The organism is Paenibacillus aestuarii (assembly GCF_027789125.1).
Classification (GTDB): Bacteria; Bacillota; Bacilli; order Paenibacillales; family NBRC-103111; genus Paenibacillus_E; species Paenibacillus_E aestuarii.
The window spans coordinates 52,834-75,855 of record NZ_JAQFVF010000034.1 but is presented as its reverse complement, the minus strand read 5'-3'; the positions used below and the strand labels follow the sequence as shown (position 1 = coordinate 75,855).

Annotated in this window: 18 protein-coding genes; 4 read left to right on the top strand and 14 right to left on the bottom strand. The window is 44.1% G+C overall.

From position 1 onward, the window contains the following. The first annotated feature begins 268 nt into the window (after positions 1–268). The gene (locus O9139_RS17060; protein WP_270880676.1) at positions 269–1,486 is read left to right on the top strand and encodes an IS110 family RNA-guided transposase; all 1,218 of its coding nucleotides are present in this window, start codon (positions 269–271) and stop codon (positions 1,484–1,486) included. Between the two features lie 469 nt (positions 1,487–1,955). Further along, entirely contained in the window at positions 1,956–2,555 is a 600-nt protein-coding gene (locus O9139_RS17055; RefSeq protein ID WP_270880675.1) for a nitroreductase family protein, read from the top strand. A gap of 352 nt (positions 2,556–2,907) precedes the next feature. On the opposite strand, the gene O9139_RS17050 is transcribed toward O9139_RS17055, so the two are convergent. The 6 genes from O9139_RS17050 to O9139_RS17025 form a co-directional block, all read right to left on the bottom strand. After that, a complete protein-coding gene (locus tag O9139_RS17050) occupies positions 2,908–3,114 on the bottom strand; it encodes a hypothetical protein (RefSeq protein ID WP_270880674.1) in 207 nt (68 codons plus the stop codon). 168 nt (positions 3,115–3,282) lie between these two features. After that, positions 3,283–3,792 carry a DUF4304 domain-containing protein gene (locus O9139_RS17045; protein WP_270880673.1) on the bottom strand — a complete coding sequence of 170 codons (510 nt, stop codon included), beginning with the start codon at positions 3,790–3,792 and terminating at the stop codon, positions 3,283–3,285. 473 nt (positions 3,793–4,265) lie between these two features. Further along, the gene (locus tag O9139_RS17040) at positions 4,266–4,919 is read right to left on the bottom strand and encodes a M48 family metallopeptidase (RefSeq protein ID WP_270880672.1); all 654 of its coding nucleotides are present in this window, start codon (positions 4,917–4,919) and stop codon (positions 4,266–4,268) included. A 185-nt stretch (positions 4,920–5,104) separates the two neighbouring features. Beyond that, positions 5,105–5,296: a hypothetical protein gene (locus O9139_RS17035; protein ID WP_270880671.1), complete on the bottom strand. Its 192-nt coding sequence runs from the start codon at positions 5,294–5,296 to the stop codon at positions 5,105–5,107. 561 nt (positions 5,297–5,857) lie between these two features. After that, positions 5,858–6,487: a phosphoadenosine phosphosulfate reductase domain-containing protein gene (locus O9139_RS17030; protein ID WP_270880670.1), complete on the bottom strand. Its 630-nt coding sequence runs from the start codon at positions 6,485–6,487 to the stop codon at positions 5,858–5,860. After that, positions 6,488–7,234 carry an adenine nucleotide alpha hydrolase family protein gene (locus O9139_RS17025; RefSeq protein WP_270880669.1) on the bottom strand — a complete coding sequence of 249 codons (747 nt, stop codon included), beginning with the start codon at positions 7,232–7,234 and terminating at the stop codon, positions 6,488–6,490. It abuts the gene before it with no gap. A 965-nt stretch (positions 7,235–8,199) separates the two neighbouring features. Between O9139_RS17025 and O9139_RS17020 the strand changes: the two genes are divergently transcribed. Then, positions 8,200–10,578 carry a M60 family metallopeptidase gene (locus tag O9139_RS17020; protein WP_270880668.1) on the top strand — a complete coding sequence of 793 codons (2,379 nt, stop codon included), beginning with the start codon at positions 8,200–8,202 and terminating at the stop codon, positions 10,576–10,578. Positions 10,579–11,134: 556 nt separating this feature from the next. Here the strand turns inward: O9139_RS17020 and O9139_RS33360 are convergent. The 8 genes from O9139_RS33360 to O9139_RS16985 form a co-directional block, all read right to left on the bottom strand. Continuing rightward, positions 11,135–11,302 carry a Spo0E family sporulation regulatory protein-aspartic acid phosphatase gene (locus tag O9139_RS33360; RefSeq protein ID WP_408638366.1) on the bottom strand — a complete coding sequence of 56 codons (168 nt, stop codon included), beginning with the start codon at positions 11,300–11,302 and terminating at the stop codon, positions 11,135–11,137. Between the two features lie 1,064 nt (positions 11,303–12,366). Beyond that, on the bottom strand, positions 12,367–13,446 hold the full coding sequence (locus tag O9139_RS17015) for a Gfo/Idh/MocA family protein (RefSeq protein WP_270880667.1): 1,080 nt from the start codon (positions 13,444–13,446) through the stop codon (positions 12,367–12,369). Between the two features lie 32 nt (positions 13,447–13,478). After that, positions 13,479–14,591, bottom strand: a complete 1,113-nt coding sequence (locus O9139_RS17010; protein ID WP_270880666.1) for an ADP-ribosylglycohydrolase family protein — start codon at positions 14,589–14,591, stop codon at positions 13,479–13,481. Between the two features lie 40 nt (positions 14,592–14,631). Next, positions 14,632–15,699 carry an ADP-ribosylglycohydrolase family protein gene (locus O9139_RS17005; protein WP_270880665.1) on the bottom strand — a complete coding sequence of 356 codons (1,068 nt, stop codon included), beginning with the start codon at positions 15,697–15,699 and terminating at the stop codon, positions 14,632–14,634. 58 nt (positions 15,700–15,757) lie between these two features. Next, on the bottom strand, positions 15,758–18,214 hold the full coding sequence (locus O9139_RS17000; RefSeq protein ID WP_270880664.1) for a GH116 family glycosyl-hydrolase: 2,457 nt from the start codon (positions 18,212–18,214) through the stop codon (positions 15,758–15,760). Between the two features lie 54 nt (positions 18,215–18,268). Beyond that, complete coding sequence (locus tag O9139_RS16995) at positions 18,269–19,801, bottom strand: extracellular solute-binding protein (protein WP_270880663.1); 1,533 nt, start codon at positions 19,799–19,801, stop codon at positions 18,269–18,271. A 62-nt stretch (positions 19,802–19,863) separates the two neighbouring features. Then, entirely contained in the window at positions 19,864–20,787 is a 924-nt protein-coding gene (locus O9139_RS16990; RefSeq protein ID WP_270880662.1) for a carbohydrate ABC transporter permease, read from the bottom strand. Further along, on the bottom strand, positions 20,784–21,743 hold the full coding sequence (locus O9139_RS16985; RefSeq protein WP_270880661.1) for an ABC transporter permease: 960 nt from the start codon (positions 21,741–21,743) through the stop codon (positions 20,784–20,786). The genes O9139_RS16990 and O9139_RS16985 overlap by 4 nt, the downstream gene beginning before the upstream one ends. 265 nt (positions 21,744–22,008) lie before the next feature. Between O9139_RS16985 and O9139_RS16980 the strand changes: the two genes are divergently transcribed. Beyond that, the gene (locus O9139_RS16980) at positions 22,009–22,947 is read left to right on the top strand and encodes a nucleoside hydrolase (protein WP_270880660.1); all 939 of its coding nucleotides are present in this window, start codon (positions 22,009–22,011) and stop codon (positions 22,945–22,947) included. Positions 22,948–23,022: the final 75 nt, after the last annotated feature.

Here is a 23,022-nt window from a genome sequence, read left to right as displayed (position 1 = left end):
CTGCCCGTTAGCCAATCATGCAGCGCGCGAAACAGCGCTGCATCACAGAGGATGAAAATGAAATCAAAAAGCCGTCAATACTGCTACTACGGCTGGGAGAAGAAGGTCGATGAACTATGGTGCGGTAGAGCCCATCCGTTAGTCTGACTCCGACGACCACGGTGCATCACAGAATGTCGCTCCCTCTTGGGAAGCACTCATGGTAGATTAATCCTATTTTGGTTGTTGCACCAGCTCCAATTTTAGTGCCGTAGGAAGGATGCTTTCAATGGAAATTCTCATTGAACGCGCATGTGGTTTGGATGTTCATAAAGACTCCATTACAGCATGTGTAATGACACCAGAAGGAAAGGAGATTTGTACGTTTTCTACTAAAACAGTCTTTTTGTTGCAATTAATCGACTGGATTAAAAAACATGGATGTACTCATGTTGCTATGGAAAGCACAGGAGTCTTTTGGAAGCCAATTGTTAACCTGCTAGAAGCTGAGGATATCGAGTTTTTAGTCGTAAATGCCCAACATATGAAGGCACTACCAGGACGTAAAACAGATGTCAAAGATGCTGAATGGATCGCCCAACTTCTACGCCATGGACTTCTAAAAGCTAGCTTCGTTCCAAACCGCGATCAACGAGAACTTCGAGAGTTAGTCCGTTATCGCCGAAGCATTATTGAAGAACGGGCCAGACAGCACAATCGAATACAAAAGGTTCTAGAAGGAGCAAACATTAAACTCGGCTCTGTTGTTTCCGATATTATGGGCGTTTCCTCTAAGGATATGCTTCGCGCTATTGCAGAAGGTGAAGATGATCCTGAGAAATTGGCAAACTTCGCTCAACGAACACTGAAAAAGAAGAAAGCAGAACTTGAGCTAGCTCTTCGAGGTTACGTAAACCCCCATCAGCGTTTAATGATCAAGACAATTCTAACTCATATTGACTTTCTGTCCGAACAAATTGAAATGTTAGATCAAGAAATTGCAAACAGGGTTAGTTCGTATCAAGAAGACGTAGAACGCTTGGACTCCATACCTGGAATTGCCCCTCGGATGGCGGAACAGATTCTAGCTGAACTCGGAACAAACATAGAGAAACAGTTTCCTAGTGCGGCTCACTTATGTTCTTGGGCTGCATTAGTGCCTGGACATAATGAGAGCGCCGGCAAACGAAAGTCTTCCAAAGGCAAAAAAGGAAACAAATATTTAAAATCTGCTTTAACAGAAGCAGCGCATTCGGTAGGTGCATCCAAAAACTATCTTGGTGCAATGTATAGGCGAACTTTAGCACGAAAAGGCAGAAAAAGAGCTGCTATTGTTGTGGCCCATGCCATGCTAAGAATCGCTTATTATTTATTGACAAGAAAAGAAATGTATGTTGATCTAGGTGAAGATTACTTTGACAAACAGAAACTCGGAGCAATTGTACGGAATTCAGTTCGAAGGCTTGAGAGCTTAGGTTATAACGTTTCGATTTCGGAAGTCTCCTGATCCCCCCATTTCATAGGCGCCGCTACACTTTAAAAAATGAAAGAGCAGCGTCTTCTTTCATGCTGCCCTTTTTCTGAGAATGCCCAATCTTTAATTTTCATGGTAGTTTAACGCCTGCTTGCTGAAAATTGATCGAGTCTTTAACCTGTCTAGATATCGGTGTCTAGAATGTAGGGAGATTTGTGTCACATGACTACAATGTAGGGAAATTTGTGCATTTTTCTATGACACAAATTCTCCTACATAAAAAAATAAAAGCTTGATTTCTTAAGCTTTTTTGCTCTGGTTTATGTAGGCACATTTGTGTCATTGGACACTAGCTGTCGATGTCAAGAATCTGTTCCGATAAATGACAAGAATTTATTCCGACATCGTCAAACATACAACTCTTGCAAATTTGTTGAGATTTGTATTCAATGGTAAAATCACCTAAAATAAATATGAGTTAAAAAAAGAGGAGGAAATTATTATGACCCATTCCTTACCGGCAGAGGTTGAAGACCGCCGCCAACCTGACCACGAGATTCACCCCCAATTTTTAACACGCTGGTCCCCACGCTCCTTCAAGGACCAGGATGTACCGGAGGATGTTTTGCTAAGCCTTTTTGAAGCGGCGCGATGGGCTCCGTCAGGCGGAAATTTGCAGCCTTGGCGCTACATTGTTGCACGTACGGCTGAAGAACGGGCCAAATTTCACCCCTTTATCGCTGCTGGAAATCGTGAATGGTGCGAGAACGCCCCTGTCCTTGCAGTTGTGATCTCTTACACACAAACAGCGAATGGAAATCTGAACTCCTCGCACGCTTTTGATGCCGGAGCTTCTTGGGGTTATCTCGCCTTAGAAGCGGCGAACCAAGGCTTAATCACACACGCCATGGGTGGTTTTGACAAAGAAGCTGCCCGGACAACACTTCAAATACCCGCTGACTACGACATTCACGCGGTCATTGCCATCGGCTATCGCGGTCCGGTCGAAGCGTTGGCGGAGAAGTTTCAAGAGCGAGAGGTACCTTCTAGCCGGAAACCGTTAAGTGATTTCGTGTTTTCAGGTGAATTCAGACAAAGTTAATCAAATTTATGAGCTGCCCTGCGTTTATAAAATAAAAGCCGCCCTTCATTTCTTCGAATCCGAAGAAAAAGGCGGCTTTCTTTTGAAATCTTAGACGGTCTTGATATACCGCCTCGTCCTCTCTCCCACAACGCTAAAAGCTTAGGACAAATCCAAGCAATGAATAAGGAAAGGACCACACCTGCAATCACATCTACTCCATAATGAATCCGTAAGTAAATGGTTGCCGCATAATATCAGATCGTGAGCCGAATGGCATGTTTGTTTGAAGTCAAGTCAAAAAAAGACAATATAAAGCCCTCGAGAATCCCCACACTGAACTCGAGGGCTTATTTTTTATCGTGAATTGAACCTAGTTAGGATCCTCATCCATATCTACGATATAATCATATACATTGGCTTGCGGAACATTTGTAAGATCCAGCTTTTTCTTCCCCTGAGCACCGATACTCCCCAACCACGCTTCAAAGGAGTCATCTAGTTGCTCCTCTCGATTATGATCCTCATTTACATCTGAATCAACTTCGATTTTATTATCGTCGTTAATTTGCTGGGTCATGGTTACTTCAACTCCTTCATATTGAATTGAATTAAAATCCCCAGTGAAAGTCCATTTTATACATTAGCTAGCCTTGCTAGAGCCGAGTCGGAAATATTGCTGTCTAAATATGATTCAACTATCGTGTCCGTTAGCGTAACTATCGGGCAATTTTCTAAAGACTTTAGTCTAAATTTTGGGAAGTCTTTTTTGCAATTCTAATTGTCTTATTCTGTATTCCTGCGGAGTTAAATCTTCTTGCAATAAATCTGCATTTGCATCGAAGTAGCAAAATCCTTTGGTTTTTATGACTCTTATGGATGAATAAAGTAATTCGATTAATTCATCCTCAGTAGAATAGAGCCACTCATTCGATTTGTTGAATTGATTTATAGCCACTATTTGTTCTTCAGTAAATACATCTTCCGGATTCGGTCGGTTCTCCAGAGGCGATTGAAGATATTGTTTATAATAATCTGGAATTTGAATAGACGATGGCTTTCCCAATCTTACATATGTATCAATTTTTCTTTCAGAAATAGTTCTAATATTTAAGAAAAATTTATAAGGGTATCCAGGTATGTTAAACTGGCTACGTTGAAAATTTATTTCCTCTTTTAGCCCAAGTCTTTTTTCCCTTGTGAAGGTTTGCCCCTTTTTTGAAAATCCATATTCCTTAAGTTTTACAATAGTGGTCAAATTCTTTGAAAAGTTAAATGGTTCAGCCAGAGTTATCGACTCCTAAAATATTTGAAGGCTTAATGCTTCTCCAATAATAACACACAGCTCATCCTCGTGAATTTTTGCTAAACATATCTGCCAGTTAGCTGAGCAAAATACTGCACGAGATAGCCCTTCAATATTAGATAAAACGTCCATTTATAAAAGCATATAAATTGAGCTGTTTAAATGGGAGCTGAAAGAGACTACTTTTTAGCCTTCCTAAGCCCTCTAAACAAGCAAACTAAGCCTACAAGAATTACAAGCCCTATAGACCAGGAAATAGCAAAATTATTCTGATAAACCATAATTAAACCCAAACAGAATAAAACAATTCCAATAGTGATATTAGATTTATTCAATGTAGTTTCCCTTTTTTTTTAATATTTATATTGTACTAAAGTATCCCGTTACCTTAGTCATAACTGAATATAATTTTGGCATAAAGGTCCTCAAAGTGTCATAGCATGACCATGCCTCGCCAAAAATTTTTCCTTTTCTTTATAATCCGGCATAATGCTTCCTACAAGTCTCCAAAATGATCGATCATGATTCATATGAGTGAGATGACAGAGCTCATGGATTACTACATAATCAATAACTTCAATTGGAGCCATGGCTAAACGATAGTTAAAGGTTATTTTTTTATCCGAGCTGCAGCTGCCCCACTTGGTTTTAGACTCTTCTACCTCAATCGTTTTGGGCTTTACTTTCAGTTGTGCTTGATATATTTTTATTCGTTCCCCAATAATTTTCTTGCAGCTTGCGAAATAAAACTTCTTAAGCTTAATTTTCAATTCTTCTTCATTTAGCTCATTAGTTTCGATTAACTCATGGAGAAAATAATATCTACCAAGATGAAGGAAGCTTCCTTCATCTTGATATTCTCTTGTCTTAGGGATTTCCCGAGCTTCCGCAATCTTATGCAATTGTTCCAAGATTCTTTTCCCATGCTGTTTCACAGCGCTCATAACGATCTCCTGACTAGTATTATTAGGAGCTTTAACCGTTATGAAACCTACAGAATCAATATGAATCGATATCTTTTTTCTTACTCCGTACAGAACATTAAATTTAATTGTATTATTTTCAAAGTCAATTTTCATAATCATTAACATTTCCTATTAGGTTATTTTATAAATCGTATAAAAGAAGGGGAACGAGCAAGGGGCACGGATTACTCCATGCTTCCCCTTTCACTTTCCCCTATTGTATCAAATCATTTTTCCTTTTGTTAAGTATTCTTCCGCTGAGGCGGCAATGCCGCCCTTCGTTGATCAGATCTCAACCCTCATTTCAACGCATAGTGCTTCTGAACAACGCCACCGCCGAGTGACTTAAACTCCAACAACAGCACATTCTTGTGTTGGTAGCGGTCTTTATCAATCAAAAGATTGAGCCCCTTCCCCTCCAGTACGGCAGCGAGGATCGCAGGGATTCTGTCAATAGAGCAGACAGTTAAAGTTAATGAGTGTCCGTTCAATAGCCGTTCCTGCTCCGTTCTCCAGATGACTACGGGATTTCTGACTATGCCGACCTTAAACAGTCAAGGTCTATATTTTTTGATTTTCAAAAGATTTCATGTGATTTTCCCTTTGAATGTTCAAAATGCCTGAAATTGTGCAATTCTGCTCGTTACTTAAATAAGGGAGATTTTATTTTCTTGAGAATTTCTTACTGAGTTACCTCTGTTCATATTCTCACTCTTTTCCTAATAATAAATAAAAAAACCCGACCATATCGTTGGTCGGGCTCTGGTTGTACACAAGCGGTTTACTAACATCTTTTCCTCAACTATTGCTAGATAAACCATATTTCAAAACTTTATTTGTTATTTCATAACTTTATTTGTTATTTCATAACTTTATTTGTCATTTCAAAACTTTATTGTTCATTTCAAAACTAATTTGTCATCCAACATCTGATACTCCGACATCCTCTTAAGTAAAATCGTCCTAGCATCTATCGTGAGGTCTCCGTATCCTGGTTCAAAGCGGTTTATACCTTTTCTTTGGTATCCCCAGTTCAGTCCGTAACGGATGTCCTAAGTGAGCTTGAATACCGTTCTTGTGTGATAATAAGGCTCCAGGTCGGGATAGTCACCGAAGGCAAGATTCTTCAAAGATATGTCCTCAGATACCTCGGTACAGGACCAACAACCAAATCTGGATTTTTTTCCTCCGCATGATGAGATCCCCTCGCTGGCATCTTGCATTGCTGCACCAAGTGGACACTCCTCCATACCACCCGCTGCTGAACCATAGAGATTCAACAAATGGTAGTTCGAATAATCATATGGTGCCGGGTTATGAACCAAGTAGGTAACTACATTATGTGCTGTCCAGTGCTTGATTGGCGCGGCAGTTCGGATGGAACCATGCACGACATGCGCTCCATAGAAATCATCGCCATATTCCGATTGAATACTACTTGCACGTTGAGTACTCTCGTAGGACCTACTTCCTAGCACTTGGCATACCGTTTCTCCACTTTCTACTAATTTTAGTAATGCTTTTCGGCCTGGAAGAATCTTGAGCCTATCGACGCACCACTTAAAATTTACGCTTGGAGCAATATATCCACGTCCGATTACCATAGAAAAATAGGAATTCTCTACTTCCGGTTCTACGATAATAAACTCAATATCTAAGTTAAGAGCTTCTACAGCTTTCACCTATCGGATATGCTGACGCATTAAAGGGAGATCCGCACCACCTGTATCTGCACTTAAGATAATCAAGCGAGCGCTAGATTCCGGATGCTCCATTTTATATCGAATACATTTTTGAATGATAACCGAACTATCCTTGCCTCCAGAGAAGTTGGCGCAGACTATCGTATTTTCCTTGAATATTCGTTCAATAGCCTTGTCCGTGAACTGTTCAATCTCTTCGGGTACTTTTTCTCCAACCACCAAGTCTTCTCCTGCTACAACGGCAGGCTTTTTCCGCTTTTTCTCAGGTACTACTTCTTCCCATAGAGTCAGCTGGAATGTTTCAAGTACATCCTCCAAATTCGGCCACTCTCTCGATTCTTTGATGCCGTAAGGAGCGAATGGTTGACTGAAGAACATCTCAATTAGGAACGACATATCTTCCTTATGACACCAGATCATCAGCTTATGCTTTGGCGAGGATAAATGCCAATTCTCTATGCCGGCCATTTCACTTAGGTAAGCATCCAAGAAGGCTTGAATAGGAATCTCAATTAAGAACCCCTGTTCTTTAAGATATCCAAAAAGTTCCGCACATACACCTTCGGGTTCAATCAGTTGATCCCATTTCAATCCTGAATTGTTATCAATCATTCGACGGTCCGGCAGATCGGTAACGAAATGATGCAAAGCTAGATATGTTGATTCAAACTGAAACACAGCCGTCCAATCCCGAACAATCCCCGTGAAGAATATATTCGTTCTCACGTAGGATTCTCCAAATGGAGCGGGTTACTTTATTGTGCCTGCCTTAAAGGGAACAGTCACGGAAATGGCATTCCGAGAAAGGAGAAAATGCCAAGAAGAACGTGGTCCTAAACAATTCGGTTATTCGTATATAGCAACCGCAAACCTTATTTTTAATATATTCGATCTTGCGGTCGTGACCCATAAATATTGGAGTAAAACATTGATAGGTGCATGGTGCGATGATTGTTGCAACATGCACCTAGCTTCGCTTTGAAAACACTCTTGGACAGCTGGGACTAATCCTCTAGATAGATAAAAAATGGGGGGGGAATTTGCATAATAGATCATTGTTTTATTATCAAAATTCTAATAGAATCATTTTGGAAGCGCTACAATTTCGACAAATATCGAGAGAAAGTGACCAAATTATGATCAAAGAAGGCTCACTTGTCAGTAACCTCAGCTTGTGAATCCCCAGGACTCTCAGGCATCGGAGCCCTTTATGTCGTGGTCGCCGTTGCTTCCGGATTCTTACCGGCTCATCTAATCGTTACACGCGCTCCCACCTAAATGCTAGATGGGGGCTATTCGACTATAGTTTAGGACGGTTTGCGGTTTATTAATGGGCAGAGATAATCCGCTTACCTTCTAACTAGCGTCGTCTTGACTGAAGATAGGATTTTCGATTTAGAGAGAATTATAAACTAAGAGAAGACAATTCATGTTGAAAAAGTGGAAGACTTTCCAGGATCGCGTGAAGCGCACTTTCCATGGTAGTTTATGGAAGGTTTTGAGAGGGGGTGATTAAATGACTGTTAACCTACTAATCAACCTTTTTGATAAGGATGACAGTCAAAGATTTATTTGCTTTTGTGTTTTGGTATGTTGATTAGGTAGGAGGTGCAGTTAAAGGTTTATTTTCTTTTGTGTTTAGTGTCATGTCGTTGAGAATTGTTTAAATTTACTACTAAGGAGTGACAACCATGTTTATTATTAAGCGAGACATCAAGGCTTTATACTTGCTTCTTATTGTAACCTTATTCGCGTCCACAATTATGTTCATACCAGTCTCCGAAACAAAAGCTGCTAGTAGTAGCACAGCTACTACAACTGGGGTAGCTGCAACTTACTCACTCCCGATTGTAAAAGCGAACCTGACTGCCAACCAGATCGCTCAGTTCAGCAATGTAACACTTGATCCAACTAACGTGAAATCGCCCTACGCAGATCAATTCCCCGGCGTAGTGCCCGACAGCGCGCCAAGACTGGCTAATCAAGTGGTAACAGTGAATTTCGACTATCTTGACTTGAGTTATCTCCGTATGGATTCACCTCCAGGCACATGGGTAAGTACTGGGCTTTACGCACCAGCAGGAAGTGTAATTACCGTGAACGTTCCTTTAGGTACTGATAGCTTGGATGTACAGATCGGCTCTCATACCGACAATCTAGTGGGTCTTGACACATGGAACCGACCACCGGTTGTTGTTGGAAGGCAGACTCTGCTACCAGGAATCAACAACATCGTCAGTCCATTCGGCGGGTTGATTTATTTAATCCCTACGAAGTCTAAACCGAGTACTAAGGTGGATGTATCTATCAGCGGAGCTGTTAAAGCACCTTATTTCGTGTTGGGTCAAACGACTGATACGGACTGGAAAAACACAATCAGAAACTACCAGGTTCCGTGGGCTGAACTGCAAAGCAACCGAGTGATCTTAACTGTTCCTACTTCCGATATCCTTACATTGGATAGCCCAAGTGCGCTCATGGCCAAATGGGATGAAATCATCAACAGTTATGATGCCTTAGTCGGTATATCCCCAGACCAACCGAGACCGAATCTGGGTATTAATCGTCAATTCCGTTATGTGGCGGACATTCAAATTAGCGCCGGCTGGATGCATTCCGGATACCCAATCATGTACTATCAAGGTGATACTTCCAAGCAAATCGTGGACATCAATGCCATCCAGCACGATGGCTGGGGTTTCTGGCATGAGCTTGGGCACAACTATCAACAGAATCCTTGGGAATGGTCACAGGTTGTAGAGGTTACCACAAACCTACACTCGCTACATGTTCAGCTTGAATACGGAAACCCATCTTACCTAGCGAACGGCACATATACGCCTGCACTAGCATTTGTGAATAGTACAAGTCCGACTAAAAACTTTAATGACGATACACAAATTGATGTATGGTCACGACTCGTTATGTTCTATCAGCTTAAAAACGCCTATGGTTGGGATTTCTATACAAGGCTTCATACTGCTTATCGCGCAATGGCATCTTCAGCATTGCCTACGACAGATCAGGCTAAGATAGATACTTTTGTCGTAACAGCTTCCCAAACAGCTGGCGAGAATCTGCTAGGGTTCTTTAGTCACTGGGGATTAAAGTATTCTGCAATGGCACTTAACGCAGTTAACGCTCTCGGTCTTCCTCAGCCTGCGTTGCCAATCTGGAATTTAACAGATGATAAAGGTCAGCCGCAGACTATTGCACAATCCCTAATGAGCGCAACGGCAACAAGTCAGGAAACCGCAGGTGCAAACAATGTAGCAGCTAACGTTCTCGATGGAAATTCAAGTACGATTTGGCATACGAAATGGGATTTATCTAATCCGCTGCCACAATCGATTACATTGAATCTGGGTGGTAACTACAATATCAATGCACTTAAATACTTGCCTAGACAGGACGGTAGCAACCACGGCAACATCACGGCTTATAATGTCTACACAAGCAACGATTGCGCAAACTTTACTTTGGTAACGAGTGGTACGTGGGCAGATGATGCGACCGTTAAAACAGCCAATTTCGCCCTGACGAATGCTTCTTACGTGAAGTTGGAAGCGACAGCAGGGGATGGCGGCTGGGCATCCGCATCAGAATTGAACGTCTATTACAAAATGCAGGCTGTTGCGAACTCTGCTTTGCCTTTTGTCGTCCCACATTCGAAAATGACAGCAACTGCAACTAGCTATCAAACGGGAAATGAAGCAACAAACGCTATTGATAATAATGCGTCAACGCTGTGGCATACGAAATGGGATTTATCTAATCCGCTGCCGCAGTCGATTACACTGAATCTGGGCGGTAGCTATAATGTAAGTGCACTTGAATACTTACCAAGACAAGACTGGGGTAGCAATGGCATCATCACGGCTTATAATGTCTACACAAGTACCGATGGCGTGAACTTTACAAAAGTAACGAGTGGTAGTTGGGCAAATGATGGGCTTGTAAAAACAGCCACTTTTGCACCAACGACTGCTTCATATGTGAAATTGGAGGCTACAGCAGGAGTTGGAGGTTATGCGTCAGCAGCCGAAATGAACGTCTATTACACACCCTAAACAAGTGTGTAATGAACAGAATTACCAAAAGTAAGCGTATGTACACTACTACGCAGGAAGGCAGTACGAATGTGACCATTCGTACTGCCTTTTTCTTATTTATTCAACTTTCGGTGCGACCAAGCCTAGGTTGTGAAGTTTAGCAGGTGGAAATCCTGGTTGGGAAGGCTAGAGCCCAACCACCAATAGCGAGTCTTGGACATTAAGCAGATGATACAATAGAATGATTGATTCAGGTCCTTCAACGAATACAGCTCTGTCGTATAGAAATAAAGTATGCGAAAAACTAGCTATCAAGAAAAAAATGAATATCAAACAGCCCCCACCTTGGGGTGGGAGAGAGAATTTATTTATACTGTCTCAGTCTTAGCCGGCAATGCGCTCCCTCGCATCTCATTTATAAAAATGAAAAACCATCATTCATTTTTAGAATGATGGTTTTTTGGCCGGCCGCCAGGCGGGTTATTTAATTTAATGCTTCGACAAAACTTACCTCCTGGATTCTTCCTCGTCAATCCAGCCCAACGAATCCGTCTGGATGGAACATTAAAAATCTTTATAAAATCTTTATTAGTTCTGTGTACAAATTAAGCAAACCATCTAACTTTTGGCTTAAACTGACGATTGTTTCACTAGTTAGCGAGTCTCCTGCTAGATACATATCGACTAATTGGTTCCTATAGATCTCTATTCTTTGTGTCAGCTCAGATAAGTCCAAGTCCATTCTTCCCATCTTCGTTTACATGAATGACAAGCTTTCCGCCTGAATGTTTATTGCTAAATGCAATATTTATAAGCATTTTCAATCACGGGCTGTATGATCAGCCTCGGTACGATAACTGATTCTCTGAATTTAATCCGCTCAGGGACGCAGACGTCAATTCGATCCTCGAAGCATATTTTTTGAATATTCAAGTAGGTTTGGCTATGTGCAATCTCCACTTCATCGCAATAGATTAATGGCTGCTTGCAAGCAGCTCGTATTGAATGCAGTCCCTTGCTTCTGCATGTTATCAACTCCCTTATTGTCCTGTAATATTTTGAGAAACTGCTTTCTGCATGTTTCATTATAGGTGGGGAATGATTTTCCGCTCAATATACGCATTTTTACATTACTATATTCAGTTTTACCATATTACAAAGACAACCAGCGAGATTAGGAGACGGCTTCTAGCAGGGTCAAAGAGCAAATAGTAAAAGGGCAGCCGCTGGGTTGCACGAACCCAGGAACTAACCTTTTCTTCTGTTTAATATTATGAAGTTAACATAAAATCATCATAAACTGTATTCAACTGCTCCAGTGCCTGACTCGTCTGAAAATCTCCTTCTTAGTAGCTGGGATATTTTATCAACCAATCCATCGATTCCATCCATTCGGATGAGCACCACTTTATCCACGGCTTTCCGCGCTTTGCCTGTAGTGCTTATGCAAAGGAAACCAGATAGCAGCTGCCACGAAGCAAGTGGTCCCCTGGTTATTGTGTTAATGTTCTTCTTTGTTACCTCAATTAAAACGCTGTTCAGCGAGTAATGTCGGGATTGTTACCAAGTTCTTGTCACCCATCGGGAATGTTATCAAGTTCTTGTCAATTCGTTTTGACAAGAACTTGATAACATAAAACAAAATAACCGCAATTTATGCGGCATTTAATGTTACTATGTTCTTGTCACCCGACATTATTCTAGACAAAAAAATTCCCTCAAACCATGAGTCTGAGGGAATTAGGTTCATAAGTAAGCCTGAATCGGGGGACTTTCCGCCCAGGCTCTCTGTGTCAAATTCATTTGCTATTGCTCATATTCTTTCATCGCCTTGATCAGCATCTGGAACAATTTCAGGTCTTCTTTGGCATCCTCAGGCGTCGTTTTGGGTGTCCTATTATTCACGATCACATCGTAGAAATATTCAAGTTGACACGTATACGAATCCTTGAATGTGGAACGGATCTGTCTCTCGTGATACGCTTCGCCGACCGTTTCTTTCACCTCAAGCGTCGTTGGAAGATGACGCATATATGGTGTATTGAACTGCACCTTCAATGAGCGATTGTCCCCGATCACCTCAATATGCGCATCAAATCGCCGAATATTGTCGATGCCGGTTTCATAGATGACCCGGAAATCGTCATATTCCAAGATAGCATTGATGAATCTGCCTTGATTCCATTGTGACGCCGCAATGACCCGGTTCGGAAATCCAATGATTTCTCTCATTGCAGACAGATCGTGGCTCCCCAAGCCGCATAACAAGCGGTAAGCCGAGGCTAAATCCGCAGGTACATCGCCGATCGCTTCACGAACTAACTTTCTCGCCCTGTCGGAACGGTCCTTTTTGTTGGCTTCCGAAATATCCACAGAACGGAGGACGTGACTGGATTGTTCGATAAACAAATGATTATGTCCGATAATGTCCCGAACCCGCGCATAATTGATTTTATTCAACTGTTTGACTTCTTCAACAGCACGCACAAACGCCGGCGCATACCTTCTCATATACCCGATCATGACTTTGACTCCCGTTTCATTCCGCGCTTGAATGATTTCATCGGCTTCCCGCAAAGTCAGACACATCGGCTTTTCAAGCAATACGTGCTTCTTGTTGCGAGCGGCAGAGACAGCGCAATCCGCATGATATTCATCGCTGTTGCATATCAGAACCGCATCCAGGTCAGGCTGCTGAGTTAATTCAAATGCATCCTCGTAGCGGTTAGGCACCTGATATCTGTTACCGAGTGTATCCAGCACTATGGGAGAAATATCGCAAACCGCATTGATTTCAAAACGGTCTGACAAGCCCTCCAAGACGGGTAAATGAATAATTTGGGCGACCTCGCCAAGTCCGATAATCCCAATTTTTAATCTGGTCACAGTATCCCCTTCCTTCAAAATGCGAATTACAGCTACGCAAGCATTTCTTCAACAAAGCTGTTCACCTTCTGTAACCTGACCCGGAATGCTTGATACAGCCCGTCGGCTTGCTCCCGGATCGTTTTTTGCGAACTGCTGACTTCATTTAATCCGGTAGCACGATCCACCTGCTGAATGTAATGCTCCGGCAATGAAGCCGAGCCGGTCAGAGCTCCGGCAATGCCCCCGGCAAGAGCGGCAACGCAATCCGCATCCCGGCCCAAATTAACCGCAGCAAGAATGGCCTCATGTACGTTGCCCTTCACCATTCTGACAATGCAGATCGCCTTCGTGAGCGCTTCATTAGCATAGCTCATGCCATAAGGAACCCCGCAGCCATGATAAACTTTGTCAAAGGCCTGCGCCAGCTCGCGGTAATCTTGACATTGCGCCGTACGCTTCAAACCTGCATCCAATTCATCGATAACATTGTCACGAAGATAGGAGTATTTTGACCCGTCAATTTTATGTACCAAATCGGAATAATCGCAGTATCTGTAAATATCAGCGATCACGTTGTCGATGGTTGCTCCAGGCTTAGTCGCGGAAGCGATCGCTGCAGCTGTGACCCCGGACCATCTCACCGCGTAACTTTTGGAAATTTGATAGAGCTGCGCCAATTCAAAAGCGTCGTGAATAGCACTCTTCACATCCCCTGCATTAATCAGTCCAATAGGATGACAGTAACCGGCAAAGGTATTCAATCCGGCATAATCGCTGTATCTTCCGATATCTCGTGCCGGAATCCCGCTTCTAGCAAGAGCCAGCAAGGTCGCGTCGAAAGGCTCGGCGAGCTTGTTAGCCCAATCTTGTTTCAGGTCCCTCACCCATATCGAACGCAAGTCTTCGGCATTCACTCTATCCTGTTTTTCGACAATGGCCGTGATCAGCAACTTCTGCCTTTCCACGCCTTCCTCCGTCGTCCCCGGCTCGCGCAGCCAGCCGTTATGATTGCGCTCATACGCCAGCAGCCGATCCAGAGTACCGTATGTCTCTTCGATCTCCCGATGGCTCCAACCCTGAACAGGCGCTCCCATAGCCGCTCCAACATGAGTTCCAGCGATACACCCGTAAAATTTATCCTTTAAACTAACGATTCCACTCATTGTCATTCGCTCCTCTTCTTCGTATTATTCGAAATATTGATTAGATGGCGCTCATCATTTCAGAATAAGCTTTCAATTTCTTCAGTCTCGATTGATAGGCTTGGTACAACCCTTCCGCATGCTCCTTGATCGTGCGCTGTGAATTAGTCACGACATGTAGGGTTGTGGCGTAGTCCGTTTGTTGAATCCATTCCTCGGGGAGCGACGCCGTTCCGGTTAACGCCCCGGAAATGCCAGCGGCTACCGCAGTCACGCAATCGGTATCCCGCCCCATATTGACAGCTGCGATCATAACTTCCTTGATATTTGCTTTATACATTCTAAAAATGCAAACGGCTTTCGTCACTACTTCATTCGCGTAGCTCACTTCATAAGGAATGCCTCGAATATTGTAAGATTCAAATAAAGTTTTTCTGAACTCGCGAAAATCTTGAATGTGCGCCGTACGCTTGAGCTCGCGGTCAATTTCTTTAACGACCATATCTGGGTCGCAGTTATCGTAGATGGCTCCGAGTACACTGTCTACAGTAGCGTTAGGTTTTGTCCCGGAAGCGATAGCGACGGCCGTAACCATGGCCCATTTCAGCCCTCGGCCGTTTGTGGTTTGGTACAATTGTCCAACTTCATTCACATCATTCATGGCCCCTTGCACGTCACCAGCGTTAATTAAACCAATCGGATGACACGAACGGGAAAAGCTGTTGAGTCCGGAATAATCGCAATATTTCCCGATATCCCTGGCAGGAATACCGCTTTTGGCCATTGCTAACAAAATCGCTTCGAATGGTTCTGAAATCATGCCCGCAGATTCAGGCTTAATTTTCGAAATCCACATTCTGCGGACGTCTTCGGCGGTAACGCGGTCTTGCTTCTCCATAATGGCTGAAATCATTAGTTTTTGCCGTTCTACTCCATCCTCCGTCGTTCCGGCCTCGCGCACCCACCCGTTATTGAAATGCTCATAAGATACCAACTTATCCAACATCCCGTATGTGGATTCAGTTCGCTCGAAATCCCATCCTTCTACCGGTGCGCCCATAGCGGAACCGATATGTACACCTGCTATACAGCCGTAAAACTTATCCTTTAAATTTGCTTTTTCGCTCATGCTTGATCTCTCCTCCAAATGGTTATATGAAAATGAAATCGATGCCATTTTGTTGAATTTAAAGTGAAAATATCTTTCCGCAGGCTTTTACTTTTAAACAGGCAGCATTTCCGTAAAGCACATCTACGCTCACCTGACGTTCTCCTCCCTCATCGCGCCATTGGGAGTAGGTTCCCCACGCCTTGCCGGTACTCCAGAAAGCAGTAAAGTCTTCTTGATGGATAACGGGCTCAAATTCGATACAATCTTCAGCCATATTGAACTTAAAGCCACTGAGGGAAATGAGCAGCCCCCAGCTGGACATCGATCGTACGTAATGATTCCCGCACTCCACTTCGTTCCAGGGATTCCTCCGAATGCCGTCATATCGGTCACGGACAGCTTTCACCAGCTGCAGGCCTTCTTCGATAAATCCTTCGTAGATGAGGTGAGTCGCCACCTGATACTCGATTCCCGTCCAGACTTCGTCGGAATACACTAACGGAAAGCGCGGACGACCGCCTTGTGGCCAGGAGCATAGCAGCAGCCCTTGTTCATCATTCAGCGCATATACACGCTGACAACTGACATGCTGGAAAAAGTTTTCTTTAAAGTTGTAGGTATATACAGCCTTAATTGAGCTTTTCACTTTTTCATGAGGCAGTAAATATCCAAGACCGTACAAATGAGCGTACTGCTGTCCGAGCATTTGATCCGATAAGCATCCCAAACCCAATTGATGCAGGTACTGATCCACATCTGCCAAACGCTGGACATAGTACTCCCCGTTCCACATTAAGTCATCTAGTCTCTGGGCGCTTTTCTCGTAAATTTCTCGATATCCCTTTGCTTTGTCCGTTTCTCCCAGGTAGTTCGCCATTTCCTGTGCCGCCCGCAGCGCCCCAAGGAATAAAATGCCCGTTAACGGATTGGGTCCTTGGAAATCAATATCATACGTATTATGCTGCTCCCCATCAAATACAAGGTCTCCATCCAGATCCCAATGCGTAAGCCCATACTGAAGCGTCTTCTGCACGGCAGGCCATAATTCTTTCAAAAACGCATCGTCTCCGCTTAACCTCCATTCCCGGAATACGCGCATAATTGAGCCCATTTGTCCATCTGCGGCCCCTGGCGGTGTGACATTGCCCGGCCAAATGAAGTCCGTATCGAATACGTGCATCGCGCGGTAGTTCATCTTACCGTCTGCGTGTACCTCAGACAGAAACTCCGTCCGCCTCATGCTCCGCTCCAATTCCGGAAACAGGAACGCTATGGATTGCGCGTAACTCCAAACATGCGTGCACGTTCCTTCACAGCTGCCAACGCGATCCAAGCTTCCCTCAAAACCATAAAATTTGCCATCCTTAAGCCAAAAGCATGTGGTGCTTCGTAGAACGGTAAGATTAGCAGATATCGCATCCAGAACGTAACTGGGCAGCGTGCTGGCAAACAACGCATCATGAAATTGGTACGTTTGTTTTTCTAACCGTTCGTTATGATTCAATATATAGGCTGCGACCGACCAGGAGCTGTCAAATACATGGGCATAGTAATTTTGTGTAATCTCCCGGCCCTGTTCTTTTACACGGAACTGCTCGCTCCATCCGTTAATCCGATTAGGAAAGTACCAAGCTAAAATAAACCGGAACTCCTTCGTTTCACCAGGTTCAATCGTTTCATAGGCGCCCAAAGAACCGGTATCCGTACGATGATCCTCTGAGGGCGTCGTATAACCGAGATCGGTCAATCGGCCATCGGTTGAGAAATCATTCCAAAAATCCTGGACATAATCAAAATGTTTACCACGATGCCAATCCTTCTTGCACGTCACATTACGATTTGTCGTAACAAGGGAAATATCCCCATAGGCTAAATCCGTATTGGCGTATTTCTCCGAATGCAGGAAAAGTCCGCTCATCTCATTGTGATGCTTAAATTCATTGACGTTGTGTCCCGTCTTGGATAGCTCCATTCCGCCGTAAGCGTTATACCCGATACCACCTATGGGATTGATCATGGAACCGGCAATGGTCACTTCCACGGGCCTTGGCGAAACATTCTTCACGCGATAAACCATAATGGCTGCAGGAAGTCCGGAATCCCCGGCATTAAGCGGAATAAAAGGCGTGTATGCTTCCAGTGCCACCTCCACAGGCAGCTCGGTATCCTCAAATGCTATCCGCACAATCGGGTACTCGCCGCTCATGCGTGCAGCTTGCATCCGCGGAAGCCCGCCACCCATATATGGCGAATAGCCTTGCGAGCGGCTGTGAGGCGGATGAAACTGTGACTGCAAAATCTTTGCTGTAGACGATTTCCCCTCTTCTTTCGCCCATATCGCAAAGTAAGAATTCGGCAAATTGTACCCTTTATTCGGATGATTAAAGATTTCCCAATCCTTCAACTCACCGCGACTGCCGAGAGACACATTGCCAGTACCGATCCCACCCAGTAGAAATGCAGCCTCCGTCGCTTCTCCTGTATATATTCTTTGTTGCTGGTACCGAGACTTAACCTCCTGTGACATGCTCATGGTTTGCGCTCCTTAGAAGAGCTGGCATGCTAGCTCTCGCTTCTCAAGCGTGAACTACTTGCCGGCTTTCTTCTGCTGATAAATTTTGTTAACTTCGTCGGTCCACTCTTGGCCACCACGTTTATTGAATTCATCTACGAACTTATCCCATTCAGTGAGCGAAGTTTTGCCGGTTACGAATCGCGAATACCAGTCAGCTTTCAATGCCCGCAGGTCGTTGGAATATTTGATTTCAGACTGGGTGAGCATACCGTCTGCCGCATTTTTGATCGTTTTCCATTGCAGCGCATCCCGGCGGGATTGGGCTAAATACGTCTCCACCTTCAGGAGCGGCGCTTCATTCTCAAACAAGGAATACCACTGAATCCATTTACTGTCTTGGTCAAATTGCGGCAATGTAGTTATTTTTCCATCCTTTTCCTGCCAATGCACACCTTCGACACCCGTGTAGGAGACAAGCGCACCCTTGTCGGTGTTGAAATAGTTCATGAACTTTGCCGCAGCTTCCGGATGCTTGGTAGTAGCCAATACGACTGCTCCCCGTGCAACCAGATCGACGCCTCGTAAGCCCGACTTGCCGTCTGGCCCAGTCGGCGGGGCGATTCGAAGCAGCTCGACATTCGGGTCGTTCTTTTTCATCTTGACTTCCTGTTGAGATTCCCACGTCCACCAGTTCGCCGATACACCATAGCGGTTTTTCACAAATTTGTCGTCTCTCACAGCTGAGGTTTGAGTGAACATTTCCGGATCAATCAAACCTTCTTTATACCATTGCGCAAGAACTGTTAAAGCCGCCTTTGCCTCCGGGCTTGTGGTTTGCGGAACCAGCTTGCCATTCTGTTCTATGTAATACAGATTTACTTTTGAATCACTCACCCAAGGCGCATCGCCGGCGACGACGCCAAACGCTCCAAAAATAGCGTCAAGAGAGTCAAATCCAAGACCGCTGATACCGTAAGTATCCTTGACGCCATTGCCGTCGGGATCCTTCTCAACAAAAGCCTTCAGTACATCGTGCAGTTGATCCAGCGTTGTCGGAGCCTGCAGTCCAAGCTTTTTCAGCCAATCTCCGCGAACAATAAAGTTGTAGCGCTGCTGACTAGTCCAGACCGGGATCGCCAGCAGTTTACCGTCTACAGTAAAATAATCCAGAGCCGCTTTCGGAATGTTTTTCACAACATCAGGCATCAAACTCAAATATGGCTTCAGGTCAAGGAGCGCGCCCTGCTTGGCGTAGTCAAACACTGCTTGATTTGTGGCCATCATCGCAATATCCGGCTTGTCGTTGGATGCTAGAATGACTGGCACTTGCTTCGCATAATCGGCTGAAGGCGGTGAAACCATATCAAATTTGACGCCTGAGCTTTTCTCAATTTCCGCTTTGATCAGATTCCCGTCCGGAGCCTTTTCAAACCCGCCTTTTGTATAAAGCAATTTGATTGGCCCTGCATCAGTGGATGTTGTAGGATTCACAGATTGGGCTGTAGGAGACGACGATGGCGTGCTGGTGCTGCTGCAGGCGGAAAACAGGAGTAAGGCGGATACAGCAGACATCCCTAATACCGCTTTCTTTTTGCCTTTTGACATGTCAAACCCTCCCTTAGTTTTGTTGCATATTGCAAACTGCCTTATGGCAGCAATTGCCGGATCTAGCCTTTTACGGAACCGATCATCATGCCCTTTACGAAATATCGCTGCAAGAATGGATATACGCATAAAATTGGCAGCACAGCAATTACGATTGTTGCGTTAATGAGCACGGAGCTTGGAGGAATGACGTCATTAAGCGATCCGCCCAGTGCCAAATCGGCCACATCATTCCTGACCAAAATTTCGCGCAAAATCAACTGCAATGGCCACAGCTTCCGGTCGGTGATATACAGGACGGCATCGAAAAACGCATTCCAATGAAACACAGCATAGAACAAACTTATTGTCGCTAAGGAAGGCAAAGATACCGGAAGGATGACCTTGATGAGCGTGGTTAATTCTGAGGCGCCGTCGATCCGGGCCGACTCCTCAAGCTCAATTGGAATCGCTTGAAAAAAAGATCGCATAATGATCAAATTGTAAACACTTAATGAACTTGGAATAATTAATGCCCAGAAGGTATTGGTCAAATGAAGGCCGTTAACAATCAAGAAGGTAGGAATAATGCCGCCTGAGAACAGCATTGTGAAGAAGAATATCGACATCACCTGGCCGCGTCCCGGCAAATATTGCCTTGATAGCGGATATGCCGTCAAAACCGTGAGCGCTAGGCATAAGGCAGTGCCAACCAGCGTTCTGAGAATCGTTATCACATAAGCGTCAATAATAGCCGTGCTTCCACGAAATAGCCAGGCGTAATAATCGAAAGTGAGACTGCTTGGTATCACGATGAATGCTTTGGGATTCTTGATGACATCGCTCATCGGTGTGACCGAGCTTAGCACGACGGCCACAATCGGTACCAGGGTAATCACTGTAATGACCGTTAGCAGCAACATGTTAGAGGCTCCAAAGATGTTGTCTACGTCGAAGCGAACGCGTCTTCTCTGCGGCTCGGCGGATTGCGGTTGTGATGGTTTCATCGGTTATCCTCCACTTTATTCATGAAGTAGTAGGTCGTCACTACCATTATGCAAGCTACAATGGACTTAAACATGCCTGCGGCAGCTGAAATATGAAACTTATTATCCACAAAGCCGATCCTGTACACATAGGTATCTATGATGTCTCCGACACCGTAAAGCAACGGATTATAGAGGTTAAATACTTGTTCGAACCCTACATTGAGGATACTTCCCATTTTGAGCAGCAGCATGATCATAATAATCGGCATAATGCCAGGCAGCGATATTTTCATCATGCATTGCATCCTGGTTGCTCCGTCCATTTTTGCCGCCTCATACAACTCCGATGAAACTGCCGTCAAGGCCGCAAGGTATATAATTGCATTCCAGCCCATCTCTTTCCAAATATCCGAAATGACCAGGATGCTTCTGAAATACTTCTCCTCGCTGAAGAAGAAGATCGCTTTGCCTCCCAGCAATTTAATCAACTGATTCACTGGACCCTGCTCCGAGAGAAAATTGATTAGCAGCCCCGACATGACAATCCATGACAGGAAGTGGGGCAAATATAAAATGGTCTGCACGCATCGCTTAAACATCGTCAAGCGCACTTCATTAATCAGTAAAGCCAGCAAAATAGGTACGGGAAAACCTATAACAACTTTATATGCGCTGATAATAAACGTATTTTTTACCGCCGTAATAAATTGCGGAGACTGGAATAAGAAAATAAAATTATCCAGTCCGTTGAATTTACTGCCCATCACTCCTTTAAAAACCTGGTAGTCCTGGAAGGCAATGACGAGCCCGAACATTGGAGCATAATGAAATATTGCAATATATAGCAGGCCTGGGACCAGCATCAAATACAAATACTTATAGCGGATCAGTACGTGCCACATTCGGACTATTTTTGAAGCTTTGGAGAGCTCCCTTCTAACTAACTTAGTCGAAATGTTTGCTTCTTCTATCACTCAGATCACCTCACCCTGAATCGTTCGATTTTTCAAAAGCCCTCATTTAAATCGATTTCTAAGGATCCGCTTGACACATCTTTATTGTAATCATTCCGGTTTGCCGTTTATATACACAGTTATCAATCTAAATGGGCAATTATCTAACTCCATGTACATTAAATGCTCTACTGTCATTTGATATATGAACATTCCGCTTTGCTTGCCAGACGCCTATAATAAGCTTCAAAGGCAACCACATCGTTCGAATGGAGTGATTCAATCTATGAGTGAAATGAAATGGCCAAAGCTCGAAGACGGAGACATGCTGAAGCGGCTAGCCCATCCTGAAGGCAAAGTCAAAATGGTTCTGGACACCGACGCTTTTAACGAAGTCGATGATCAATTTGCACTCGCCTATTCCCTGCTTTCACCTGCAAAGCTGGATTTGCTGGCGGTTACGGCTGCCCCCTTCTTTAACTGGAATTCAACCAGTCCGCGAGAAGGCATGGAGAAGAGCTATCATGAAATCTTCAACATTTACAAGCTAATGGATTTGGATTCACCTCCTCCGGTTTATCGAGGCTCCAATCAATACATGAGCAGTCGGGAGGAGTACGTACCGAGCGAAGCAGCGGATAAGATCATTGAGTTAGCTTTTTCAAACGGCTCCGATCCCCTCTATGTAACAGCTATTGGCGCTGTCACGAACGTGGCGTCGGCGATCGTGAAATGCCCGGAGATCATTCACAAAATCATTGTTGTCTGGCTTGGACCCAATTCTTATTGGTGGCCAACTCAAAAAATCTTCAATGTTTCGCAAGATTACCATGCCTCCAGCATCTTATTTGACAGTGGCGTGCCTCTTATCGTGCTTCCTTGTCACAGTGTGGCTTCCCACCTGCTGACAACACCTTATGAAATCGATGCCTGCTTGCGGGACAAAAATAAACTGGGGACTTATTTTAGCGATTTGATCAGAGGGCGGTTTACTCGTTTTGGTCAAGATCGTATGGGCTGGTCTAAAGTGCTTTGGGACGTCTCAGCCATTGCTTGGCTCTTGAATGAGAAATGGGTGCCATCCGCAGTCCGACGGGCTCCCATTCTAAATCCGAATTTCACATATTCGTTCGACGATACACGGCATTTTTATAAAGAAGCAATAGATATCGATCGCAGTGAAGTGTTTAAGGACATGTTTCAAAAACTTGCGCAGCAAAACTAAATTCGAAAGAAAATGACAAGGCACTCCGTATTTTATTACTGATTATTCTCAAACTTTCGAAGACGTACGGAGTGC